Source organism: Streptomyces sp. NPDC006339 (assembly GCF_040612775.1).
In the GTDB taxonomy this organism is placed as follows: domain Bacteria; phylum Actinomycetota; class Actinomycetes; order Streptomycetales; family Streptomycetaceae; genus Streptomyces.
Map to the genome: position 1 here is coordinate 93,675 of NZ_JBEXQW010000001.1, position 18,047 is coordinate 111,721.

The 18,047-nt window shown below is 75.0% G+C and carries 19 protein-coding genes; 11 read left to right on the forward strand and 8 right to left on the reverse strand.

Annotated features, from left to right (window positions below; genetic code table 11):
* Positions 1–179: 179 nt before the first annotated feature.
* A complete protein-coding gene (locus ABZ135_RS00475) occupies positions 180–506 on the forward strand; it encodes a hypothetical protein (RefSeq protein WP_356690243.1) in 327 nt (108 codons plus the stop codon).
* A 299-nt stretch (positions 507–805) separates the two neighbouring features.
* The gene (locus tag ABZ135_RS00480) at positions 806–1,369 is read left to right on the forward strand and encodes an ATP-binding protein (RefSeq protein ID WP_356690245.1); all 564 of its coding nucleotides are present in this window, start codon (positions 806–808) and stop codon (positions 1,367–1,369) included.
* Between the two features lie 52 nt (positions 1,370–1,421).
* Here ABZ135_RS00480 and ABZ135_RS00485 read toward each other — a convergent pair whose 3' ends face one another.
* Positions 1,422–1,829 (reverse strand): DUF6083 domain-containing protein, encoded by a 408-nt coding sequence (locus tag ABZ135_RS00485; RefSeq protein ID WP_356690247.1) that lies wholly within the window; start codon positions 1,827–1,829, stop codon positions 1,422–1,424.
* Positions 1,830–2,450: 621 nt separating this feature from the next.
* Here ABZ135_RS00485 and ABZ135_RS00490 point away from each other — a divergent pair.
* Positions 2,451–3,038 carry a TetR/AcrR family transcriptional regulator gene (locus tag ABZ135_RS00490; RefSeq protein ID WP_356690249.1) on the forward strand — a complete coding sequence of 196 codons (588 nt, stop codon included), beginning with the start codon at positions 2,451–2,453 and terminating at the stop codon, positions 3,036–3,038.
* A gap of 29 nt (positions 3,039–3,067) precedes the next feature.
* Entirely contained in the window at positions 3,068–3,652 is a 585-nt protein-coding gene (locus ABZ135_RS00495; protein ID WP_356690251.1) for a DUF4865 family protein, read from the forward strand.
* Positions 3,653–3,670: 18 nt separating this feature from the next.
* Here ABZ135_RS00495 and cpt read toward each other — a convergent pair whose 3' ends face one another.
* The 3 genes from cpt to ABZ135_RS00510 all read right to left on the reverse strand — a co-directional run bounded on the left by cpt (position 3,671) and on the right by ABZ135_RS00510 (position 6,399).
* Positions 3,671–4,228, reverse strand: coding sequence for a chloramphenicol phosphotransferase CPT (gene cpt / locus ABZ135_RS00500; RefSeq protein WP_356690615.1), 558 nt, complete (start codon positions 4,226–4,228; stop codon positions 3,671–3,673).
* A gap of 54 nt (positions 4,229–4,282) precedes the next feature.
* Positions 4,283–5,080 carry a class I SAM-dependent methyltransferase gene (locus tag ABZ135_RS00505; RefSeq protein WP_356690617.1) on the reverse strand — a complete coding sequence of 266 codons (798 nt, stop codon included), beginning with the start codon at positions 5,078–5,080 and terminating at the stop codon, positions 4,283–4,285.
* 83 nt (positions 5,081–5,163) lie between these two features.
* On the reverse strand, positions 5,164–6,399 hold the full coding sequence (locus ABZ135_RS00510; protein ID WP_356690253.1) for an ROK family protein: 1,236 nt from the start codon (positions 6,397–6,399) through the stop codon (positions 5,164–5,166).
* A gap of 201 nt (positions 6,400–6,600) precedes the next feature.
* Here ABZ135_RS00510 and ABZ135_RS00515 point away from each other — a divergent pair, with 201 nt between their 5' ends.
* Together ABZ135_RS00515 and ABZ135_RS00520 are read left to right on the forward strand one after the other, a co-directional pair.
* Complete coding sequence (locus ABZ135_RS00515; protein WP_356690255.1) at positions 6,601–7,863, forward strand: MFS transporter; 1,263 nt, start codon at positions 6,601–6,603, stop codon at positions 7,861–7,863.
* A 173-nt stretch (positions 7,864–8,036) separates the two neighbouring features.
* Positions 8,037–8,789, forward strand: a complete 753-nt coding sequence (locus ABZ135_RS00520) for a maleylpyruvate isomerase family mycothiol-dependent enzyme (RefSeq protein WP_356690257.1) — start codon at positions 8,037–8,039, stop codon at positions 8,787–8,789.
* 174 nt (positions 8,790–8,963) lie between these two features.
* Here the strand turns inward: ABZ135_RS00520 and ABZ135_RS00525 are convergent, their stop codons facing one another.
* Entirely contained in the window at positions 8,964–9,668 is a 705-nt protein-coding gene (locus tag ABZ135_RS00525; protein ID WP_356690259.1) for a TetR/AcrR family transcriptional regulator, read from the reverse strand.
* Between the two features lie 152 nt (positions 9,669–9,820).
* Here ABZ135_RS00525 and ABZ135_RS00530 point away from each other — a divergent pair, with 152 nt between their 5' ends.
* Positions 9,821–10,294, forward strand: a complete 474-nt coding sequence (locus tag ABZ135_RS00530) for a nitroreductase family deazaflavin-dependent oxidoreductase (RefSeq protein WP_356690261.1) — start codon at positions 9,821–9,823, stop codon at positions 10,292–10,294.
* A 132-nt stretch (positions 10,295–10,426) separates the two neighbouring features.
* Here ABZ135_RS00530 and ABZ135_RS00535 read toward each other — a convergent pair whose 3' ends face one another.
* A complete protein-coding gene (locus tag ABZ135_RS00535; protein ID WP_356690619.1) occupies positions 10,427–11,797 on the reverse strand; it encodes a geranylgeranyl reductase family protein in 1,371 nt (456 codons plus the stop codon).
* Positions 11,798–12,033: 236 nt separating this feature from the next.
* Here ABZ135_RS00535 and ABZ135_RS00540 point away from each other — a divergent pair, with 236 nt between their 5' ends.
* Positions 12,034–13,398: a dipeptidase gene (locus ABZ135_RS00540; RefSeq protein ID WP_356690263.1), complete on the forward strand. Its 1,365-nt coding sequence runs from the start codon at positions 12,034–12,036 to the stop codon at positions 13,396–13,398.
* Between the two features lie 83 nt (positions 13,399–13,481).
* Positions 13,482–14,195, forward strand: coding sequence for an MBL fold metallo-hydrolase (locus ABZ135_RS00545; protein WP_356690265.1), 714 nt, complete (start codon positions 13,482–13,484; stop codon positions 14,193–14,195).
* 181 nt (positions 14,196–14,376) lie between these two features.
* Here the strand turns inward: ABZ135_RS00545 and ABZ135_RS00550 are convergent, their stop codons facing one another.
* Entirely contained in the window at positions 14,377–15,474 is a 1,098-nt protein-coding gene (locus ABZ135_RS00550; RefSeq protein ID WP_356690267.1) for an NUDIX domain-containing protein, read from the reverse strand.
* Between the two features lie 144 nt (positions 15,475–15,618).
* Between ABZ135_RS00550 and ABZ135_RS00555 the strand changes: the two genes are divergently transcribed.
* Positions 15,619–15,798, forward strand: coding sequence for a hypothetical protein (locus tag ABZ135_RS00555; protein ID WP_356690269.1), 180 nt, complete (start codon positions 15,619–15,621; stop codon positions 15,796–15,798).
* 79 nt (positions 15,799–15,877) lie between these two features.
* Here ABZ135_RS00555 and ABZ135_RS00560 read toward each other — a convergent pair whose 3' ends face one another.
* Complete coding sequence (locus tag ABZ135_RS00560) at positions 15,878–16,816, reverse strand: ROK family protein (RefSeq protein WP_356690271.1); 939 nt, start codon at positions 16,814–16,816, stop codon at positions 15,878–15,880.
* A 157-nt stretch (positions 16,817–16,973) separates the two neighbouring features.
* On the opposite strand from ABZ135_RS00560, the gene ABZ135_RS00565 reads away from it, so the two are divergent.
* Positions 16,974–18,008: a LacI family DNA-binding transcriptional regulator gene (locus ABZ135_RS00565; RefSeq protein WP_356690621.1), complete on the forward strand. Its 1,035-nt coding sequence runs from the start codon at positions 16,974–16,976 to the stop codon at positions 18,006–18,008.
* The last annotated feature ends 39 nt before the right edge of the window (positions 18,009–18,047 follow it).

The window sequence follows — 18,047 nt, forward strand, 5'->3', positions numbered from 1 at the left end:
CGTCGCCGGGGTGCCCACTGACCGACGATACCCCTCTCACCTGGGCAAACGTTCCCTTTGAGGGTCCATAGGAGTGCCTTGGGAGGAGCGCCGGGCTCGCGCGCCGGGGCCCTTCTGGTGCCGGGGGCGGACGCCGGGCACACTGAGGGGAGGCAGTCTGCGCGAAGGGGGCGGAGTCGATGTCGGATCCCATCTCGGATTCCCTGCCGGAGCCCGCACCGGAGCCCGTGTCGGAGCCGGAGTTCACGGCCACGGGGGTACGGATCGACCGCTGGCCCCGGTCGCTGACCCGGGCGGGCGAGGTCCGCATCGAGGACGGGCGGCTGTCCCTGCTGACGAGTTACGGCAGCGAGATCGACAGCGCCCCGCTGGGTACGGTCCGGGCGGCGCGGCCGTGGTTCGCGAAGCCGGACGAGGCGGTGGCGACCGTGAACGGGACGCGCTACCGGATCTCGGGCTCGGGGCGGCTGCTCGAAGCGCTGGAGAAACTGACGCATCGCCCCTGACCGGGCGTACGGCACCCCACCGATCGTGACGGCGCGTGCGGCACACCGATCGTGACGGCGCGTGCGACACACGATCATGACGGTACGTGCGGCTCAGGATCATGACGGTGCCTGCGACACACCGCTGACCTGCGACGGGTCGCCGCGAGTTGCGGGGAGGTCACCACTGGTTCAGGCTGGAACCACCTCACCGAGGGTTGACCGGCGGTGACGCTGCGAAGCAGCCCATCGCCCTGCTACACCGCATGACAGATCCGAATCTCCGTCTTCTTCCGGACCTACTTCGGGGAGTCGCAGCCGTGATCAGTGAGCCCAGCAGATACTGCACGGTGGAGCTCCAGGCCCTGCCGTCGCGGATCGGACAGGTCCGCAGAATCGTGTCGGCGCATCTGCGCCACTGGCAGGTCGACGCACTGATCGACCATGCCACGCTCGGTGTCACCGAGCTCCTGACGAATGTGCACCGCCACGCACAGCCCGACAAGACCTGCACGGTCGAGGTCGAGTTGCTGCTCGACCGGCTGACCGTCTCCGTACGGGACAACGACCCACGGCTGCCGGACCTGTGTGCGGCGACCGGGGACGGCGAGGAGTTCGCCACCTCGGGACGCGGCCTCGCCATCATCCAGGCGGTGAGCGAGAGCTGGGGCGCCCGCCCGCACGGCGACTCCGGCAAGGTCGTCTGGTTCACGCTCCAGGCCCCGCCCTCCTCCCTCGCCCCGACCCCGCGCGAGCGCGCCGTCTACGGCGCCACCACCACGGGCCCCTTCGCCGACCGGCCGCTGGAGACCGTCCCGTTCGGCACCCCCGACGAGCCGTTGCGCACACCCGCGGTCGCACGGACGGCACTGGCCTCCCACTGACACGCGCCGCGCCCGGGAGTCCAGGACGATCGGCGACGATCGGCGGGCCGGTTCAGGCCGCCGGACGCGCCTCGGGGTCCGGCGCGGGCTCCACGAGAACGAGCGCCGGGCATTCGACCCGGTGCGGCACGAGGCACTGCCCGCCCGCCGCGGGCTCGACGTCCCCGCCCTTCCAGGCGCGGCCGTCAGGATCCAGGTACCAGCGGTGGCCGGCCGGCACGCGGTGCGCGGCCCGACGCGTACCGGGTTCCAGCAGGACGTACGCGCCGTAGTAGGTGGGGCGCCGGTCGCAGAGCCGCCCACAGCGCGGGCACCGCGGCGGCGCGGGGGGCGCGGGGCCGTCGGCGCCCTCGTCGCGCGCCTGTTCACGGTCGACGGCTTCCCAGACGGGCTCAGTGGCACCGTCGGTGCCCGGTCGCGGTGCGGCGGCGGCCCGAGGCGCCGAGTCGAGTTCCCCCATGAGGCGAGGGTCGGCGCTGCCGCCGCACGGCGGTAGGGCGCGAACCGGGCAAAGCCGTACGTGACATCGGGTACGCCCGGCGACGTGAGCCGCCCCACGAGCCACCCGGCTGCCGCCGGCGCCCCACCGGTCACGGCCGATGACGCGGTGGCGGAGGGCAGGAGCGCGGGGCGGCCGGGGGGTCGCGGGCGCTGCGGGGTGGTCGCGGGCGCTACGGGGGGCGTGCCGCGTGAGTCGCGGCGCCGTTTGCCCGCCGTGGGGCGGCCGAACCGTTCCTCCAGGACGGTCAGCCGGCACCCGTACTCGCCCTCGTCGATCTCGCCGGCCGCGAAGCGGTGGCCGAGCACCGCGATCGGTGAGCGCTGGTCGCCGGCGGAGGCGTCCGGGCCCCCGGGTCGGTCGGCGCCGAGGAAGCCCGTCGGCCCGCGTCCGCGGCGCGGGCCGAAGCGGCGCAGGGTGGCGATCACGGCGATGATCACCGCGGCCCGGACGAGCGGGGGCCCGCGCGAGGGTGCCGGGGCGTCGTACGGCCGGCGGCTTCGCCCGTACGACGGCGGGAGCATCCGGCGCCCCGGCGGCTGCTCCTCGACTCTGTACCTACTGGTATGTACAGTGCACGGTATGAGCGCCAGCACGTCCGAGCGACTGATCGAGGCCACCCGCGCGCTGCTCTGGGAGCGCGGCTACGTCGGCACCAGCCCCAAGGCCATCCAGCAGGCGGCCGGGGCCGGGCAGGGCAGCATGTACCACCACTTCACCGGCAAGCCCGACCTCGCCCTCGCCGCGATCCGGCGGACCGCCGACGAGATGCGGGCCGCCGCCGAGGAGGTCCTTGGCGCGGAGGGTTCGGCGTACGCGCGGATCGAGGCGTATCTGCTCCGCGAGCGCGACGTGCTGCGCGGCTGCCCGGTGGGCCGGCTGACGATGGACCCCGAGGTCCTCGCGGACGACGCGCTGCGCGCACCGGTCGACGAGACGCTGGACTGGCTGCGCGGTCGGCTCGCCGGGATCGTCCAAGAGGGCCTGGACAGCGGGGAGTTCACCGGCCCGCTGCGGGCGGAGGAGATCGCGTCGACCGTCGTCGCGACCGTCCAGGGCGGCTATGTCCTCGCCCGCGCCTCCGGCTCCCCCGCCGCCTTCGACACCGCCGTACGCGGCCTGCTCGCCCTGCTCGCCCCGCCGTCCCCGCCGCGCCCGCGCACGTCCTGACCCGACCTCACCGAGGAGACCGCACCCCGATGCACGCCATGCAGTACGAGATCACGCTGCCCGCGGACTACGACATGGAGATCATCCGCGAGCGGGTGGCGACCCGGGGCCGTCTCCTCGACGACTTCCCGGGCCTCGGCCTCAAGGCGTATCTGATGCGGGAGCGGAAGGACGGCGGCTCGCCGGTCAACCAGTACGCGCCGTTCTATCTGTGGGCGGACCCGACCGGCATGAACGCGTTCCTGTGGGGCCCCGGTTTCCAGGGCATCGTCAGCGACTTCGGCCGGCCCGTGGTCCAGCACTGGACGGGCCTCGCGTACGACGAGGGGCCGGCGAGCTCCGCGCCGCCCCGGGCCGCGACCCGCCACCGGCGGCCGCTTCCCGAGGGAACCGCTCCGGGTGACGCCGTCGCGGACGCCCTGGCCCGCCACGCCCGGCAGGCGGCGGCGGACGGGGTCGTGGCGAGCGCCCTCGCCGTCGACCCGCGCCACTGGGAGCTGCTGTCCCTCACCCTGTGGGCGGACGCCGAACCGGCAGGCGAGGGTGAGCGCTTCCAGGTCCTGCACCTGTCGGCCCCGGGGCGCGCGGGGCTCGGCCCGGGGCGGCTGTGGTGAGCCTGATCGACGGCCCGTTCAGCGGACGCGGTCGGTGATGACGCTGTCGGTGACGACACGGGCGGCGATGGCGCGCGCGCACTCCAGGGATTCCGTACGGGTGGTGTCGACCTCCAGGTCGTAGGAGACGCCCCGGTGGACCAGGTCCGCCTGCAGCGCGGCCATGCCCCGGGGGCGGTCGCCCCGGGCGATCTCCCGGCCGGCGGCGACGTCGCCGTCGCACCGGACGCCGACCCACAGCACGTCCGCGTCGAGGTCCCCGAGGGCCTTGCGCCACCGCTCCTGTGAGGCGGCGCCGCCGAGGAAGACGTCGTCGACGACGATCCGGGCACCGGCCCGGGCCATCGTCACGATGCCTTCCGTCCAGGCCGCCTCCAGCGTCCGGAAGTCGTCCCCGACGCTCACGCCGCCGTCGTCCGCGAACACGATCCCGTCGTCCGAGGCGCGCATCGCGGCGGGCAGCGCGTCGACGAAGGAGTCGCAGCCGAAGGCGAGCCAGGGGTCGGGGAGCACGGCCTGGAGGCACCGGACGATGCCCGACTTGCCCGCGCTGGAACCGCCGTTGAGGATGATCATCCGAGTGGCCACCGCGCCACGGTAGGCCGGTTCCGGCGGGGCATCAAACGCTTTTCAGCCGACCGGCACGAGAGTCAGATAGGCGATGCCGAGGACCGAACGGTAGCCGAGCCAGGCCGAGCGCTGGCGGTCGACACGGGCGCGGGTCTCGGCGGCCAGCGGGTGGTCCGGGTGGGCGGCGAGCCAGAGTTCGGTCGCGTGGCGGTAGCCGGACTCGAACTCCTCCCACTCCTCCCGGCTCGCCGTCTCGATCCACGCGGGCCGGAAACCCGCCTCGATCGCGAGGTCCACCAGGGCCTCCAGCGTCAGGTGGTCGTCGGCGGAGGCGCCCGGCCACATCCGGGCGAGCTCGGCCTCGGTGGGCGTGTGCTGCCAGAATCCCTCGCCGAGCAGGACCCGGCCGCCCGGGCGTACGAGACGGCGCAGTTCGCGCAGGACGACGGCCGGATCGTACGGGGCGTCGGGATCGCACAGCGCCTGGCCGGAGCCGAGGCACAGGACGGTGTCGGCGGGACCGCGGGTGGTGGCGACCCCGGACTCCTCGGCGTACTCGACGCGTTCCGCGAGGCCGCGTGCGGCGGCGAGGCGCCGGCCGAGGGCGAGGTCGTCGCCGTTGATGTCGATGCCGAGGCCCTTGGCGCCGGGGACGGCGGCGCACAGGCGCAGCAGCAGTTCGCCCCAGCCGCAGCCGATGTCGAGGACCGTGCCGGGCGAGGCCGCGGCGAGGCGCGCGACGATCCGCTCGGCCCGGGCCTCGGACAGCGGCCCGTGGAAGGTGAGTCCGGCGGAGAGGCGGGGCGGGAGGCCCTCGCCGTCGGTGGAGACGTCCGGGGCCGGAGGAGCGTCTTGCACGGCGGTCGGAGGAGCGCCTGCCGCGGCGGCCGTGTCCCGGCCCTGGCTGTCGTCTGTGTGCGGATCGGTCATGGGGTCGGACCCTACTCGGCGGCGGCCGCACCGCCCAGCGCTTTAAGGGGGTCGTCCAGGACCGGCTGCCAGGCCAGTTCGGCCGCCCCGACCAGGCTGTTGTGGTCGAGGGTGCACGGCAGGATCGGTACGCCGCCGCTGCGCCCCCACAGGCTTCGGTCGGCGACCACGGCCCGCAGGCGCTCGGGATCGGCGCCGAGGAGCTCGCGGTGGAGGCCGCCGAGGATGATCCGGTCGGGGTTGAGGATGTTGACGAGGCCGGCCAGACCGAGGCCGAGCCGGTCGATCAGCTCCTCGGTCGCGACCCGCACGCCGCGGTCGTCGCGGTGGTCGCGCAGCAGGTCACGGGCCTGCTGGAGGAGGGAGACCTCGGGTCCGGGGTCGCGGCCGGCGACGGTGAGGAAGGCGAGCGGATCGGTCTCGACGTCGAGGCAGCCGCGGGAGCCGCAGTGGCAGGGGCGGCCCTCGGGGTTGACGGTGAGGTGGCCGACCTCGAGGGCGAGGCCCGAACTGCCGGTGTGCAGACGGCCGTCGAGGACGAGCGCGCCGCCGACGCCGCGGTGGCCGGTGGCCACGCAGAGCAGGTCCTTGGCGCCGCGTCCGGCGCCGTGGCGGTGCTCGGCCAGGGCGGCGAGGTTGACGTCGTTCCCGGTGAAGGCGGGGCCCTCGATGCCGGCGGCGCGGACCTGCTCGGCGAAGATCTCGCGGACCGGCGCGCCGGCCGGCCAGGCCAGGTGCAGGGGGTTGAGGGCGGTGCCCTCGGGCTCGGCGACGGCGGAGGGCGCGGCGAGCCCGGCGCCGACGCAGCGGCGCCCGCTGGCGCGCAGCAGCGCGGCGCCCGCCTCGACGACGGCGCCGAGGACCTGCGCGGGGTCGGCGGAGACGGTGACGCAGCCGGGCGCGGTGGCCTCGATGGTGCCGCCGAGACCGACGAGGGCGGCGCGGAAGCCGTCGGCGTGGACCTGGGCGGCGAGCGCGACGGGCCCCTTCTCGGCGACCGCGAGGCGGTGCGAGGGCCGGCCCTGGGAACCGGCGGCGGCGCCGGGGTTGGAGTCGACGCGGATGAGGCCGAGCGCCTCCAGTTCGGCGGCGACGGCTCCGGCGGTGGCACGGGTCACCCCGAGCTCGGCGGTGAGCACGGCGCGGGTGGGCGCCCTGCCCGTGTGCACCAGTTCCAGCGCGGGGCCGAGAGCGCTGCGCCCCCTGTCCAGCCGTGTCCGCGTCGCCGTCGTCGCCTTGCCGTTCATGGGGCCGAGTCTCCCATGATCGCCCCGCCCTGAGTGGCCCCTCCCCCTCTTCGACCGGGTCCCGGGCCGGACGCGCTGGCGCGGGGCGGTGGCGCTGGCGCCGGGCGAGGCAGCGACCTCCCGGGCCGCCCGGGGCCCTCCCGGCCCGTCACGGCGGCCGACGGGTTGAAACGGTCGGGCGGAGGCCCCTATCCTGAGTTTGTGCCGCTACTAAACAAAGTACGGGCCGCCTCGGGGGGCTCCCGCGGAGACACCGCCACCCTCCCCCTGACCCGCCTCCGCCTCGCCCTGACCCTGTTCTTCGCACTCGACGGCTTCCTCTTCGCCGGCTGGGTGGTCCGCATCCCGGCCATCAAGCAGCAGACCGGCGCCTCCGCCGGCGACCTCGGACTCGCCCTGCTCGGCGTCTCCGCCGGAGCCGTCGTCACGATGACGCTCACCGGACGGCTCTGCCGCCGCTACGGCAGCCACCCCGTCACCGTCGTCACCGCCGTCCTGCTCTCCCTCTCCCTGGCCCTGCCCGCGCTCACCCGCTCGCCGCTCGCCCTCGGCCTTGTCCTGCTGGCGTTCGGCGCGGCGTACGGCGGCATCAACGTGGCCATGAACAGCGCCGCCGTCGACCTCGTCACCGCCCTCCGCAGGCCCGTGATGCCGAGCTTCCACGCCGCCTTCAGCCTCGGCGGCATGCTCGGCGCGGGACTCGGCGGGCTCGTCGCCGGAAGCCTGTCCCCGACCGCGCACCTGCTCGGCCTCACCGCGGCCGGTCTGCTCCTGACGGCCGCCGCCGGTCCCGTACTCCTGCGCCACCCCTCCCCCGCCCCGCCCGAGTCCCTGCCCGCCGCCCCCGCCGACCCGGCGGACCCGGCGGGCCGTGGCGGAGCGGCCTCCGCGCCACCCGCCCGTACCCGCCGCACGGTGCTCGTCTTCGGCGTGATCGCGCTCTGCACGGCGTACGGGGAGGGCGCGCTGGCCGACTGGGGCGCCCTGCACCTGGCGCAGGACCTGCACGCGCACCCGGGCGTGGCCGCCGCCGGATACTCGCTGTTCGCCCTGACCATGACCGCCGGACGGCTCTCGGGCACGGCGCTCCTGGAACGGCTCGGCCAGACCCGCACCCTGGTCGCGGGCGGGCTCACCGCCGCCGCCGGCATGCTGCTCGGGGCGCTCGCCCCGACGGTGTGGGCCGCGCTGCTCGGCTTCGCCGTGACCGGTCTCGGGCTCGCCAACATCTTCCCCGTCGCGGTCGCCCGCGCCGGCGCCCTCGCGGGACCGAGCGGCGCCGCGACCGCCTCCACCCTGGGTTACGGCGGCATGCTGCTCGGACCGCCGTCCATCGGTTTCCTCGCGGACTGGTTCTCCCTGCCGGTGGCCCTCACCACGGTCGCCGTCCTCGCCGCCGGTGCGGCCGCCATGGGCTATGCCGCGCGGAACACCAGGACGGCCGAGACCGCGGGGCGGGGCTGAGTCGGCGCCGGGCGCGAGATCGGTGCGGGGCCACCGATCGGCCGGCGGTAGCCCCCCGTCCCCGGCCTGCGTGCCCGTCGCCGTCCATCGGAGCCGACGGCCGGGGCACCGGCCGAGGGCTCGACGGAAGCCCAACAACCCCTACCCCAGCGGCAGGACGCGATAATCCGGTCATGGACACCTTGAGCACCGACGCCCACATCGACGCGCTCGACTCCGCCGGCAAGGCCCTCCTGGACGCCGCGTCGGCGGCCGGACCGGACGCCGAGGTCACCGCCTGCCCCGGCTGGCGGGTCCGCGACCTGCTGCGGCACATCACGATGGTCCACCGCTGGGCCACCGCCTTCATCGTCGAGGGGCACACCTCGTACCACCCCGACGGCGGCGAGACCGACCTCGACGGCGACGCGCTCCTCGCGTACGTCCGCGACGGGCACGCCCGTCTGGTGACCGCCCTGCGCGAGGCGCCCGCCGACCTGGAGTGCTGGACCTTCCTGCCCGCGCCGTCGCCGCTCGCGTTCTGGGCGCGGCGCCAGGCGCACGAGACGACCGTGCACCGGGCCGACGCCGAGTCGGCGCTCGCCTCCGGGCCCGGCCCGGTGGACCCGGCCCTCGCCGCCGACGGCGTCGACGAGCTCCTCCGCGCCTTCCACGGCCGCGACCGGAGCCGGGTGCGCACGCCCGAGCCGCGCACCCTGCGGGTCCGCGCCACCGACACCGGTGACGTCTGGACCGTACGGCTGTCGCCCGAGGCGCCCCGCACCCGGACCGATGCGGAGGGACCGGCCGACTGCGAGGTGAGCGGCCCCGCCGACCGGCTCTATCTGACGCTGTGGAACCGGCTTCCGCAGGAGGCCGTGACCGTCACCGGCGACGCGTCCCTGGCGAAGCTGTGGCGGGAGAACTCCGCCATCACCTGGTCGTAGACCCGGTACGCCGACCGCGCGCCGGCCGGCCGGTGTCAGCCCAGCCAGCCGGGGCGCACCAGGCCCGACTCGTAGGCGGGCTCAGGTCCGAGGCCAGGGGCCCAAGGGCGCGCCCGCGTTCCCTGTTCCAGGGGGCGCCGAGGCGTAGCCCTTGGCGCGGCGCCTCGGCCCGCGTCAGGGCTTCGGGAGGAGGCCCGTCTCGCGGCCGAGGCGTTCGGCGGCGGTGGTGAAGAAGGCGTCGCGGTCCTCGACGATGCGGTTGAACTGGCCGAAGACCTCGAAGGAGATGAGGCCGAAGAGCTGGGCCCAGGCGAAGACGAGGGCGGTGGCGACGGCCGGCGGGAGGTCGGGGGCCAGGTCGGCGGCGAGTCGTTCCGCCTCGGGGTGCAGGGTGGCCGGGAGCGGCGGCAGGGCGATGCCGCGGTCGCGGTACGCGGCCCGGGCGACGGAGACCAGGAGCAGGCCGACGCGGGAGGCCGGCGCGACGGTGTCCTGGGGGGCGGTGTAGCCGGGGACCGGGGAGCCGTAGATGAGCGCGTACTCGTGGGGGTGCTCGACGGCCCACGCGCGGACGGCGCGGCACACGGCGGTCCACCGGGCGAGGTGGTCGCGCGGGGCCGCGGCCTCGGCGGCGGCGTGGGCCCGTTCCGCCGCGGCGCCGACGGCGTCGTAGGCGTCGATGATGAGCGCGGTCAGCAGGTCGTCGCGGCTCGGGAAGTAGCGGTAGAGCGCGGAGGAGACCATGCCGAGCTCCCGGGCGACGGCGCGCAGGGAGAGCTTGGCGGCGCCCTCGGCGGCGAGCTGGCGGCGGGCCTCGTCCTTGATGGCGGCGGTGATCTCGACCCGCGCGCGGGCGCGGGCTCCTTGGACGCTGGTCATGGCGAGCAGTGTGCCACGTTCAGAGCACCGCACCGAAACGAGAGCACTGCTCTTGCCCGAGTGCGGCGATCCGTGCACACTGTTCTCAACCGAGATCAGTGCTCACAGTTTGGAGCAGTGCTCACCGGCGCCGCCCGCTCAAGGAGATCCCGATGTCCCCCACCCCCGCGCCCGACCACCACGTCCTCAAGCCCGGCTGGTTCGCGGTCAACGTCGTCAACCGGGCGGTCGCCTGGATGACCCGCCGGGGCATCAGCGTCTGGGGCTCCCGCGTCCTCGCCGTACGCGGCCGCAAGAGCGGCGAATGGCGCCGCACCCCCGTCAACCTGCTGACGGTGGACGGCGCCCAGTACCTCATCGCCCCGCGCGGTCACGTCCAGTGGACGCACAACATGCGGGCGGCGGGCGGCGGCGAGCTGCACCTCGGCAAGCACGTGCAGCCGTTCACCGCCGTCGAGATCGCGGACGACGACAAGCCCGCCCTGCTCCGCGCCTACCTCGAGCGCTGGAAGGCCGAGGTCGGCGTCTTCTTCCAGGGGGTGGGACCCGACTCCACCGACGCCGAGCTGCGCGCCATCGCGCCCAGGCACCCCGTCTTCCGGATCACCCCGACCGCCCACGCGTGAGGGCGGCACGGAGATCCTCCGTACCGCCCTGTCGTACCCGTCGAGCGGGCCGCGTCACGCCCGCCAGCCCGACTCGGCCCTCAGGCCCCAGGCCCCTCAGCCCCCTCTGGCGCTCCGGCCACCGGGGACGCTTCAGGACGCCTCGGGCACCCTCGGCTCGGCCGCGCCACCGTCGTTGTCCCCGCCGGCGTCCCCCGCACCGCCCGGCGTTCCGCCCGGCGTTCCCTCCGGCGTCTCGTCGGCAGCCGCGCCGTCCTCCTTGCGCGGCGCCACACCCCGCCCCACCGGCCCCACGCCCGCCGACGTGTCCATCCGGCGGTCGAGCAGGTCGAGGGCGCGGTGCGCGAGGCCGTTGCCCCGGACCAGGCCGGCCAAAGTCGTCGCCCCGCGCGTGATGTCCGTGAACGCCCGCCATGCGGGCCGCAGGCCGGTGATGGCCGCGTGCAGCAGCCCCGGCCGCCGCTCGAAGACGGCCAGCATCCGCCGGCCGACGGCCATCTCGACACCCAGCCCGGCCTTGATGGCGAAGGCGTAGTTGAGTGCCTGCCGACGCGCGTCCACCGCGTCGCCCGCCTCGGCGATCCGGACCGCCCACTCCCCCGCGAGCCGTCCCGAGCGCAGCGCGAACGAGATGCCCTCGCGCGTCCACGGTTCGAGGAGGCCGGCCGCGTCGCCGCAGACCAGGACCCGGCCGCGGGACAGCGGGGAGTCGTCGGTGCGGCAACGGGTCAGGTGCCCCGAGGAGATCGCCGGCTCGAAGCCCGCGAGGCCGAGCCGCGCGATGAAGTCCTCCAGATAGCGCTTGGTGGCGGCGCCCTCGCCGCGCGCCGAGATGACGCCGACGGTCAGCGTGTCGCCCTTGGGGAACACCCAGCCGTAACTGCCCGGCAGCGGGCCCCAGTCGATGAGGACGCGCCCCTTCCAGTCCTCGGCGACCGACGGCGGCACCGGGATCTCCGCCTCCAGGCCGAGGTCGACCTGGCCGAGCTTCACGCCGACGTGCGCGCCTATCCGGCTCGCGCTGCCGTCGGCGCCGACCACGGCACGGGCCAGCACGGTCTCGCCGTCGGCGAGGACGACGGCGACGGTCCGGCGGTCCGGAACGGCCGGGCCGTGCTGCTCGACGCGCGTGACGGTGACCCCGGTGCGCAGCTCGGCGCCCGCCTTCTGGGCGTGCTCGACCAGCCGGGCGTCGAACTCGGGCCGGTTGATGAGGCCGAACAGCATGCGGCGGGAGCGCCGGGTGCGCGCGAAGCGGCCTTCGAGGGAGAAGGTGACGGCGTGCACACGGTCCTGCAGGGGCAGTTCGAAGCCGGGCGGCAGCGCGTCGCGCGAGGGGCCGATGATGCCGCCGCCGCAGGTCTTGTAGCGGGGCAGCTCGGCCTTCTCCAGGAGCAGCACCCGGCGTCCGGCGACGGCCGCCGCGTACGCCGCGGAGGCTCCGGCGGGTCCGGCGCCCACCACGACCACGTCCCAGACGGTGCGGTCCTCGTCCGGACCCACCGCCCCCGCCCCCGCTCCGGACGCGTCCGTCTCTGCCGCTCCGGCGTCTGCGTTCTCGCTGCTCACGATGTGCTTCTGCTCCTGATCCGACCGGTCGTTCCTGCTCTGCACGCATCCTACGGCTCGGTAGCGGGGCCCGGCCGTGTCGCCCTGCGCCGTAGGATCGGCCATGCGTTCGCCGTACAACCGATACACGGCGTCGTCCTGACAACGTCGCACCCACCAGGAGCGTGCCCATGACCGCGAATCCGATCGCCGAGACCGTCGCATCCCTGATGCCCCGCGCCAAGGCGGAGCTGACGGAGCTGGTGGCCTTCCAGTCGGTCGCGGACGAGGCCGTCGCCCCGCGCAGCGAGTGCGAGGCCGCCGCGAACTGGGTGGCCGGCGCGCTGCGCGCCGAGGGCTTCGAGGACGTGGCGCTGCTCGACACCCCGGACGGTTCGCAGTCGGTGTACGGCGTGCTGCCCGGCCCGGCCGGCGCGCCGACCGTCCTGCTGTACGCGCACTACGACGTGCAGCCGATGCTGGTGGAGTCGGCGTGGGTGACGCCGCCGTTCCGGTTGACCGAGCGGGAGGACGGCCGCTGGTACGGGCGCGGCGCGGCGGACTGCAAGGGCGGCTTCATCATGCACCTGCTGGCGCTGCGCGCCCTGAAGGCGAACGGCGGCGTGCCGGTCACCGTCAAGGTGATCGTGGAGGGCTCGGAGGAGCAGGGCACGGGCGGTCTGGAGCGTTACGCGGAGGCGCACCCCGAGCTCCTCGCGGCGGACGCGATCGTCATCGGTGACGCGGGCAACTTCCGGGTCGGGCTGCCGACCGTGACGGCCACGCTGCGCGGCATGACGATGATCCGGGTCACCATCGACACGCTCCAGGGCAACCTGCACTCGGGGCAGTTCGGCGGGGCCGCGCCGGACGCGCTGGCGGCGCTGATCCGCGTACTGGACTCGCTGCGGGCGGAGGACGGTTCGACCGTCATCGACGGGCTGCCGGCGGACGCGGTATGGGAGGGCCTGCAGTATCCGGAGGCCGACTTCCGCAAGGACGCGAAGGTGCTTGACGGGGTGGAGCTGCCGGGCAACGGCACGGTCGCCGACCGCATCTGGGCGCGGCCCGCCGTGACGGTCATCGGCATCGACGCCCATCCGGTGGCGGGCGCGACGCCGTCGATCCCGGCGACGGCCCGCGCGCAGATCAGCCTGCGCGTGCCGCCCGGTCAGGACGCGGCGAAGGCGACGGAGCTGCTGTACGCGCACATCGAGAAGCACACGCCGTGGAACGCGCGGGTCAGCCTGGAGCAGGTCGGCCAGGGGCAGGCGTTCCAGGCGGACACGTCGAGCCCGGCGTACGTCTCGATGGCGGAGGCGATGAAGGTCGCGTACCCGGGCGAGGAGATGCAGACGGCGGGCATGGGCGGCTCGATCCCGCTGTGCAACACGCTGGCCACGCTCTACCCGGAGTCCGAGATCCTGCTGATCGGCCTGAGCGAGCCGGACGCGCAGATCCACGCGGTGAACGAGTCGGTCTCGCCGCAGGAACTGGAGCGGCTGGCCATCGCGGAGGCGCACTTCCTGCTGAACTACGCGCGCTCAAGGGCCTGATGGCGCAGGCGTCACGCTCTGGGCGGAACTCGCCCAGAGCGTAGACCGGCCCGGGGACGGCGCCGTGGACGTACGTTCCCCGTATGGACCTCATAGAGATCACTCCCCGCCTGCACATGCTCCGCTTCCCGATCGGCCAGGCGTATCTGTGGCGCGACGGCGCGCAGGACGGCACCGGGGAGGACACGGAGCTGACCCTGATCGACGCCGGGTGGGCGGGCGCGGCCGACGAGATCGAGTCGGGGCTGCGCGGGGCGGGTCTCGACCCGTCCCGCATCCGCCGGATCGTGCTCACCCACTGCCATCGCGACCATGTGGGCGCGGCGCAGGAGATCGCGGACCGCTTCGGTGCCGAGATCCTGGCGCACGCCTCGGACGCCCCGGTCATCCGGGGCGAACTCCCGGTCCCCGAACCGGATCTGCTCGACTGGGAGCTGCCGCTGTACGCGCACGGCCTCACCGTCCCCGAGGCCCCGCCGACCCGGGTCGACCGGGAGGTCGCGGACGGCGAGCCGCTCGGCTTCGGCGACGGAGCGGTGGCCCTCCACACCCCCGGTCACACCCCGGGCTCGCTCGCGGTCCATCTCCCGCGCCACGGTGTGCTGTTCACCGGCGACACGGTGGCGTCGGTGCCGGACGTGATGTTCGGCGTCTTCCACGTGGACCGCGCCGAGGCCCTGTCCTCGATGCGCCGGCTGGCCGGGCTGCGCCCGTCGGTGCTGTGCTGCGGGCACGGCGAGCCGGTGACGACCGACACGGCGGAGCGGCTGGAGAAGGCGGCGGCCGGGGACCTCTGAGGGCCGTCCCGCCCCCGGTCGCCGGACGGCGGTCGCCGGACGGCGGTCGCCATCCTCCGGTCGCCATCCTCCGGTCGCCATCCTCCGGTCGCCGTCCGTCCGTTGGCCTGGTGAGCGGTGGTCGCCGGACGGTGGCGGCCCGGGGCCGGGGGCGGTCCGGCCCCGGGGCGCCGCCGTGGGGTCAGCCGACCGGGACGCCCGCCTCCAGGTTGAGGACCGTGCCGCGCTCGCGGGCGCGCAGGGCCCAGCGGAGGCGGTGGTAGCGGACGGGCGGCAGCAGATCGGCGGCCTCGGCCTCGGTGACGAAGCGCCAGGCGCGCAGTTCGGCGCCGGGCAGCAGCAGGCGGTCGGCGTCGGCGGCCGGCAGGAGGCCCCCGTCGAAGAGGAGGCGGAGTCCGCCGTAACCGGGCGGCTGCGGGCGTTCCCAGTCGACGAGGAGCAGGCGGGGGACGGTGTCGAGGTGGAGCCCGATCTCCTCGGCGACCTCCCGCATGCCGGCGCGGGCGGGCGGTTCGCCGCGTTCGACGACGCCGCCGGGGAACTCCCAGCCCGGCTTGTAGGTGGGGTCGACGAGCAGGAAGCGGTCCTGTTCGTCGAAAAGCAGCACGCCGGCGGCCAGGGTCTCGCCGGTGGGCTCGGGGGTCTGGACGATGCCGCAGGGTGCCGCGTGGCCGGCCGTGACGGCGTCGGCGACCGCCCGGGCGGTCTCGGCGGCCGTGAGCGCGGAGTTGTCGACGGCGTACGCGTCGGCGGAGAGCCAGCCGTCGAGGGCGGCGCGGTAGGGGTCGATGTGGTCGAGACACCAGCGGCGGGCGCGGGCCGCGGCCTCGGCGGCGGTCTCGCCGCCCACGGGGGTCCCGGCACCGGTCTGTGCCGGGTCGGTGTCCGGGTCGCCGGCGAAGGCGGCGCGGCTGTCGATCCGGCCGCGAAGGATCGTTTCGTCGGGAGTGAGCACCACATGCCGCACCTCGATCCTCCGGGCGGCGAGCCCGCCGAAGATCTCGTCCCGGTACTCCTGCCGGAGCAGGGTCATCGGAACCACGAGCACCCCGCCCATCTCGGCGAGCAGGGCGGCCGCGGTGTCCACGACCATGCGGCGCCAGATCGGCAGATCCTGAAAGTCGGTCACCTCCGCGAGACGCTTCCGCGGGAGCATCCGGCCGATGGCGCCGCCCGTGAGCTCCGGGTCGTACAGCGTGCTGTTCGGGATCAGATCGACCAGCTCGCGCGCGGTGCTGGACTTTCCCGCGCCGAACGCACCGTTGATCCAGACGATCACGATTCCCCCTCTTCGGTTGGCCCCAGTGGACTGCCCGCACCACCCTGCCACGGAAACCCCCCGGGGGAACCGGGGTCCCGTTCCCCGGCGTAACACTTCACGAGGGACCGTCGTTGGAAACGGCGAGCACGAGGGGGTGCGGAGATGGACCGTACGGTTTTGGAGCGATTTCCGGCCGGTGGGCCGCGAGGGAGCTGGCCCGCGGAGGAGTTCGCCAACGCGCGCCGCGAGGAGGGCCTGCCCGCGCGCGTGGTCATGGACCTGGAGTCGGACACGTTCCTGGTGATCGTGGAACAGCGCTCCGCGGAGTCGGTACGGGGCTGAGGCCCCGCGCCGGCCGGGCCCGGCACCTAGGGGACCGGGCCCGACATGGCGCCAAGGGCCCCGGTCCCGGCACGCCCGTTCAGCCGCCGGCGGCGTCCGGAAGCGCCGCGGCCGCCGCGCCCAGGAGGCCGGCGTCCGTGCCGGTGAGGGCGGGGACGACGGTGAGGCCCCGCACGAAGGAGAGCGTGGCGTACGAGCGGAGGCTGCGCCGCAGCGGTGCGAAGAGGACCTCGCCGGCGCCCGCCACTCCGCCGCCGACCACGGCGATGTCGACCTCGACGAGCGTGGCGGTGGCCGCGATCCCGGCGGCGAGGGCGCGGGCGGCGCGCTCGAAGGAGGCGACGGCCACGGGGTCGCCCGCGCGGGCGGCGACGGCCACCGCGGCGGCGGAGGTGTCGCCGTCGGGCCCGGGGCGCCAGCCGTTCTCCAGGGCGCGGCGGGCGATGTGCGGCCCGCTGGCGATCCGTTCGACGCAGCCGCGCGCTCCGCACGCGCACGGATCGCCGTCGAGGTCCACGCTGATGTGGCCGATGTGACCGGCGTTGCCGGTGGGGCCCGGGTGAATGCGTCCGTCCAGGACGAGCCCGCCGCCGACACCCGTGGAGACGACGAGGCAGAGCGCGTTGTCGTGGCCGCGGGCCGCGCCCTGCCAGTGCTCGGCGGCCGTCATGGCGACGCCGTCGCCGACGAGCGTGACGGGCCGTCCGCCGGCCGCCCGGTGGACCCGCTCGACGAGGGGAAAGGCGCGCCAGCCGGGCACGTTGACCGGACTGACGGTGCCGGCCGAGGCGTCGACCGGGCCGGCGCTGCCGATGCCAACGGCGACCGCCGACGCCCACAGCGGTGAGCCGGAGAGCTCGTCGAGCACGGCCGCCACCGCCCGCATCACCGTCTCGCCGTCCTCGCGCGCGGGCGTGGGCCGCTGGGCCCGCACCCGGATCCGGCCGTCCCCGTCGACCAGCGCTCCGGCGATCTTGGTGCCACCGATGTCGAGGGCGACGACGAGGTCAGTGCGCATGGGCTCCGTGTCTCCGTGGGGGCAGTGGGTGTGACCTACAGTCTTCCCCGCTCTGACAACGTTGTCCAGGCCCTATGCTCGACAGCAACGAGATCGAGACGGACCGACATCGGGACCGACACCGATGACCCCGCACACGACGGAGGAACCGCGCACCGTGGCCGACATCGCCCGCCGCCCCGAGCACCGTTACGGCAATCGGCCCACGATGAAGGACGTCGCCGCCCGGGCCGGGGTCGGTCTCAAGACCGTCTCGCGGGTCGTCAACGGCGAGGCGGGCGTCACGCCCGACACCGAACGCCGCGTCCAGGAGGCCATCGACGCACTCGGCTTCCGCCGCAACGACAGCGCCCGGGTGCTGCGCAAGGGACGGACGGCGTCGGTCGGGCTGGTCCTGGAGGACCTGGCCGACCCCTTCTACGGTCCGCTGAGCCGCGCCGTCGAGGAGGTCGCGCGGGCCCACGGCGCGCTGCTCATCAACGGCTCCAGCGCGGAGGACCCGGAGCGGGAGCAGGAGCTGGCGCTCGCGCTGTGCGCGCGGCGCGTGGACGGACTCATCGTCATCCCGGCGGGCGGGGACCACCGTTATCTGGAACCGGAGATCCGGGCCGGCGTGGCCACGGTCTTCGTGGACCGCCCGGCCGGCGGGATCGAGGCGGACGTGGTGCTCTCGGACAGCTTCGGCGGTGCCCGGGCGGGCGTGGCGCATCTCATCGCGCACGGCCACCGCCGCATCGGGTTCATCGGCGACCGGCCCCGCATCCACACGGCGACCGAGCGGCTGCGCGGTTACCGGGCGGCCATGGAGGACGCGGGCCTCGAGGTGGCAGAGGCGTGGGTGTCGCTCGGGTCGACGGACCCGGAGCGGGTGGCGGAGGCGGTCGGGTCGATGCTGTCCGGACCGGAGCCGGTGACGGCCCTGTTCGCGGGCAACAACCGGGTGACGGTCACCGCCGTACGGGTCCTCGCGGAGCGCGAACGGCGGGTGGCCCTCGTCGGTTTCGACGACATCGAGCTCGCCGATCTGCTCGGCATCACCGTCATCGCCCAGGACGCGGCGGCACTCGGCCGCACGGCGGCGGAACGGCTCTTCCGGCGCCTCGACGGGGTCGACGAGACGCCGACGACGGTGATCCTGGAGACCCGCCTGATCCCCCGCGGCTCCGGCGAGATCCCTCCGCCCCCGGCCTGACGCCCGCGCCGCCAGGCCGTACGCCCGGCCGGGCGGTCG

Bases quoted from the DNA above. Each gene is read 5' to 3' on its own strand.
- ABZ135_RS00485 (WP_356690247.1), bottom strand. From the start codon at position 1,829: ATGGGGGAACTCGACTCGGCGCCTCGGGCCGCCGCCGCACCGCGACCG.
- ABZ135_RS00525 (WP_356690259.1), bottom strand. From the start codon at position 9,668: ATGACCAGCGTCCAAGGAGCCCGCGCCCGCGCGCGGGTCGAGATCACC.
- ABZ135_RS00520 (WP_356690257.1), top strand. From the start codon at position 8,037: ATGGACACCTTGAGCACCGACGCCCACATCGACGCGCTCGACTCCGCC.
- ABZ135_RS00490 (WP_356690249.1), top strand. From the start codon at position 2,451: ATGAGCGCCAGCACGTCCGAGCGACTGATCGAGGCCACCCGCGCGCTG.
- ABZ135_RS00545 (WP_356690265.1), top strand. From the start codon at position 13,482: ATGGACCTCATAGAGATCACTCCCCGCCTGCACATGCTCCGCTTCCCG.
- ABZ135_RS00510 (WP_356690253.1), bottom strand. From the start codon at position 6,399: ATGAACGGCAAGGCGACGACGGCGACGCGGACACGGCTGGACAGGGGG.
- ABZ135_RS00530 (WP_356690261.1), top strand. From the start codon at position 9,821: ATGTCCCCCACCCCCGCGCCCGACCACCACGTCCTCAAGCCCGGCTGG.
- ABZ135_RS00495 (WP_356690251.1), top strand. From the start codon at position 3,068: ATGCACGCCATGCAGTACGAGATCACGCTGCCCGCGGACTACGACATG.
- ABZ135_RS00555 (WP_356690269.1), top strand. From the start codon at position 15,619: ATGGACCGTACGGTTTTGGAGCGATTTCCGGCCGGTGGGCCGCGAGGG.
- ABZ135_RS00475 (WP_356690243.1), top strand. From the start codon at position 180: ATGTCGGATCCCATCTCGGATTCCCTGCCGGAGCCCGCACCGGAGCCC.
- ABZ135_RS00560 (WP_356690271.1), bottom strand. From the start codon at position 16,816: ATGCGCACTGACCTCGTCGTCGCCCTCGACATCGGTGGCACCAAGATC.
- ABZ135_RS00540 (WP_356690263.1), top strand. From the start codon at position 12,034: ATGACCGCGAATCCGATCGCCGAGACCGTCGCATCCCTGATGCCCCGC.
- cpt (WP_356690615.1), bottom strand. From the start codon at position 4,228: ATGATCATCCTCAACGGCGGTTCCAGCGCGGGCAAGTCGGGCATCGTC.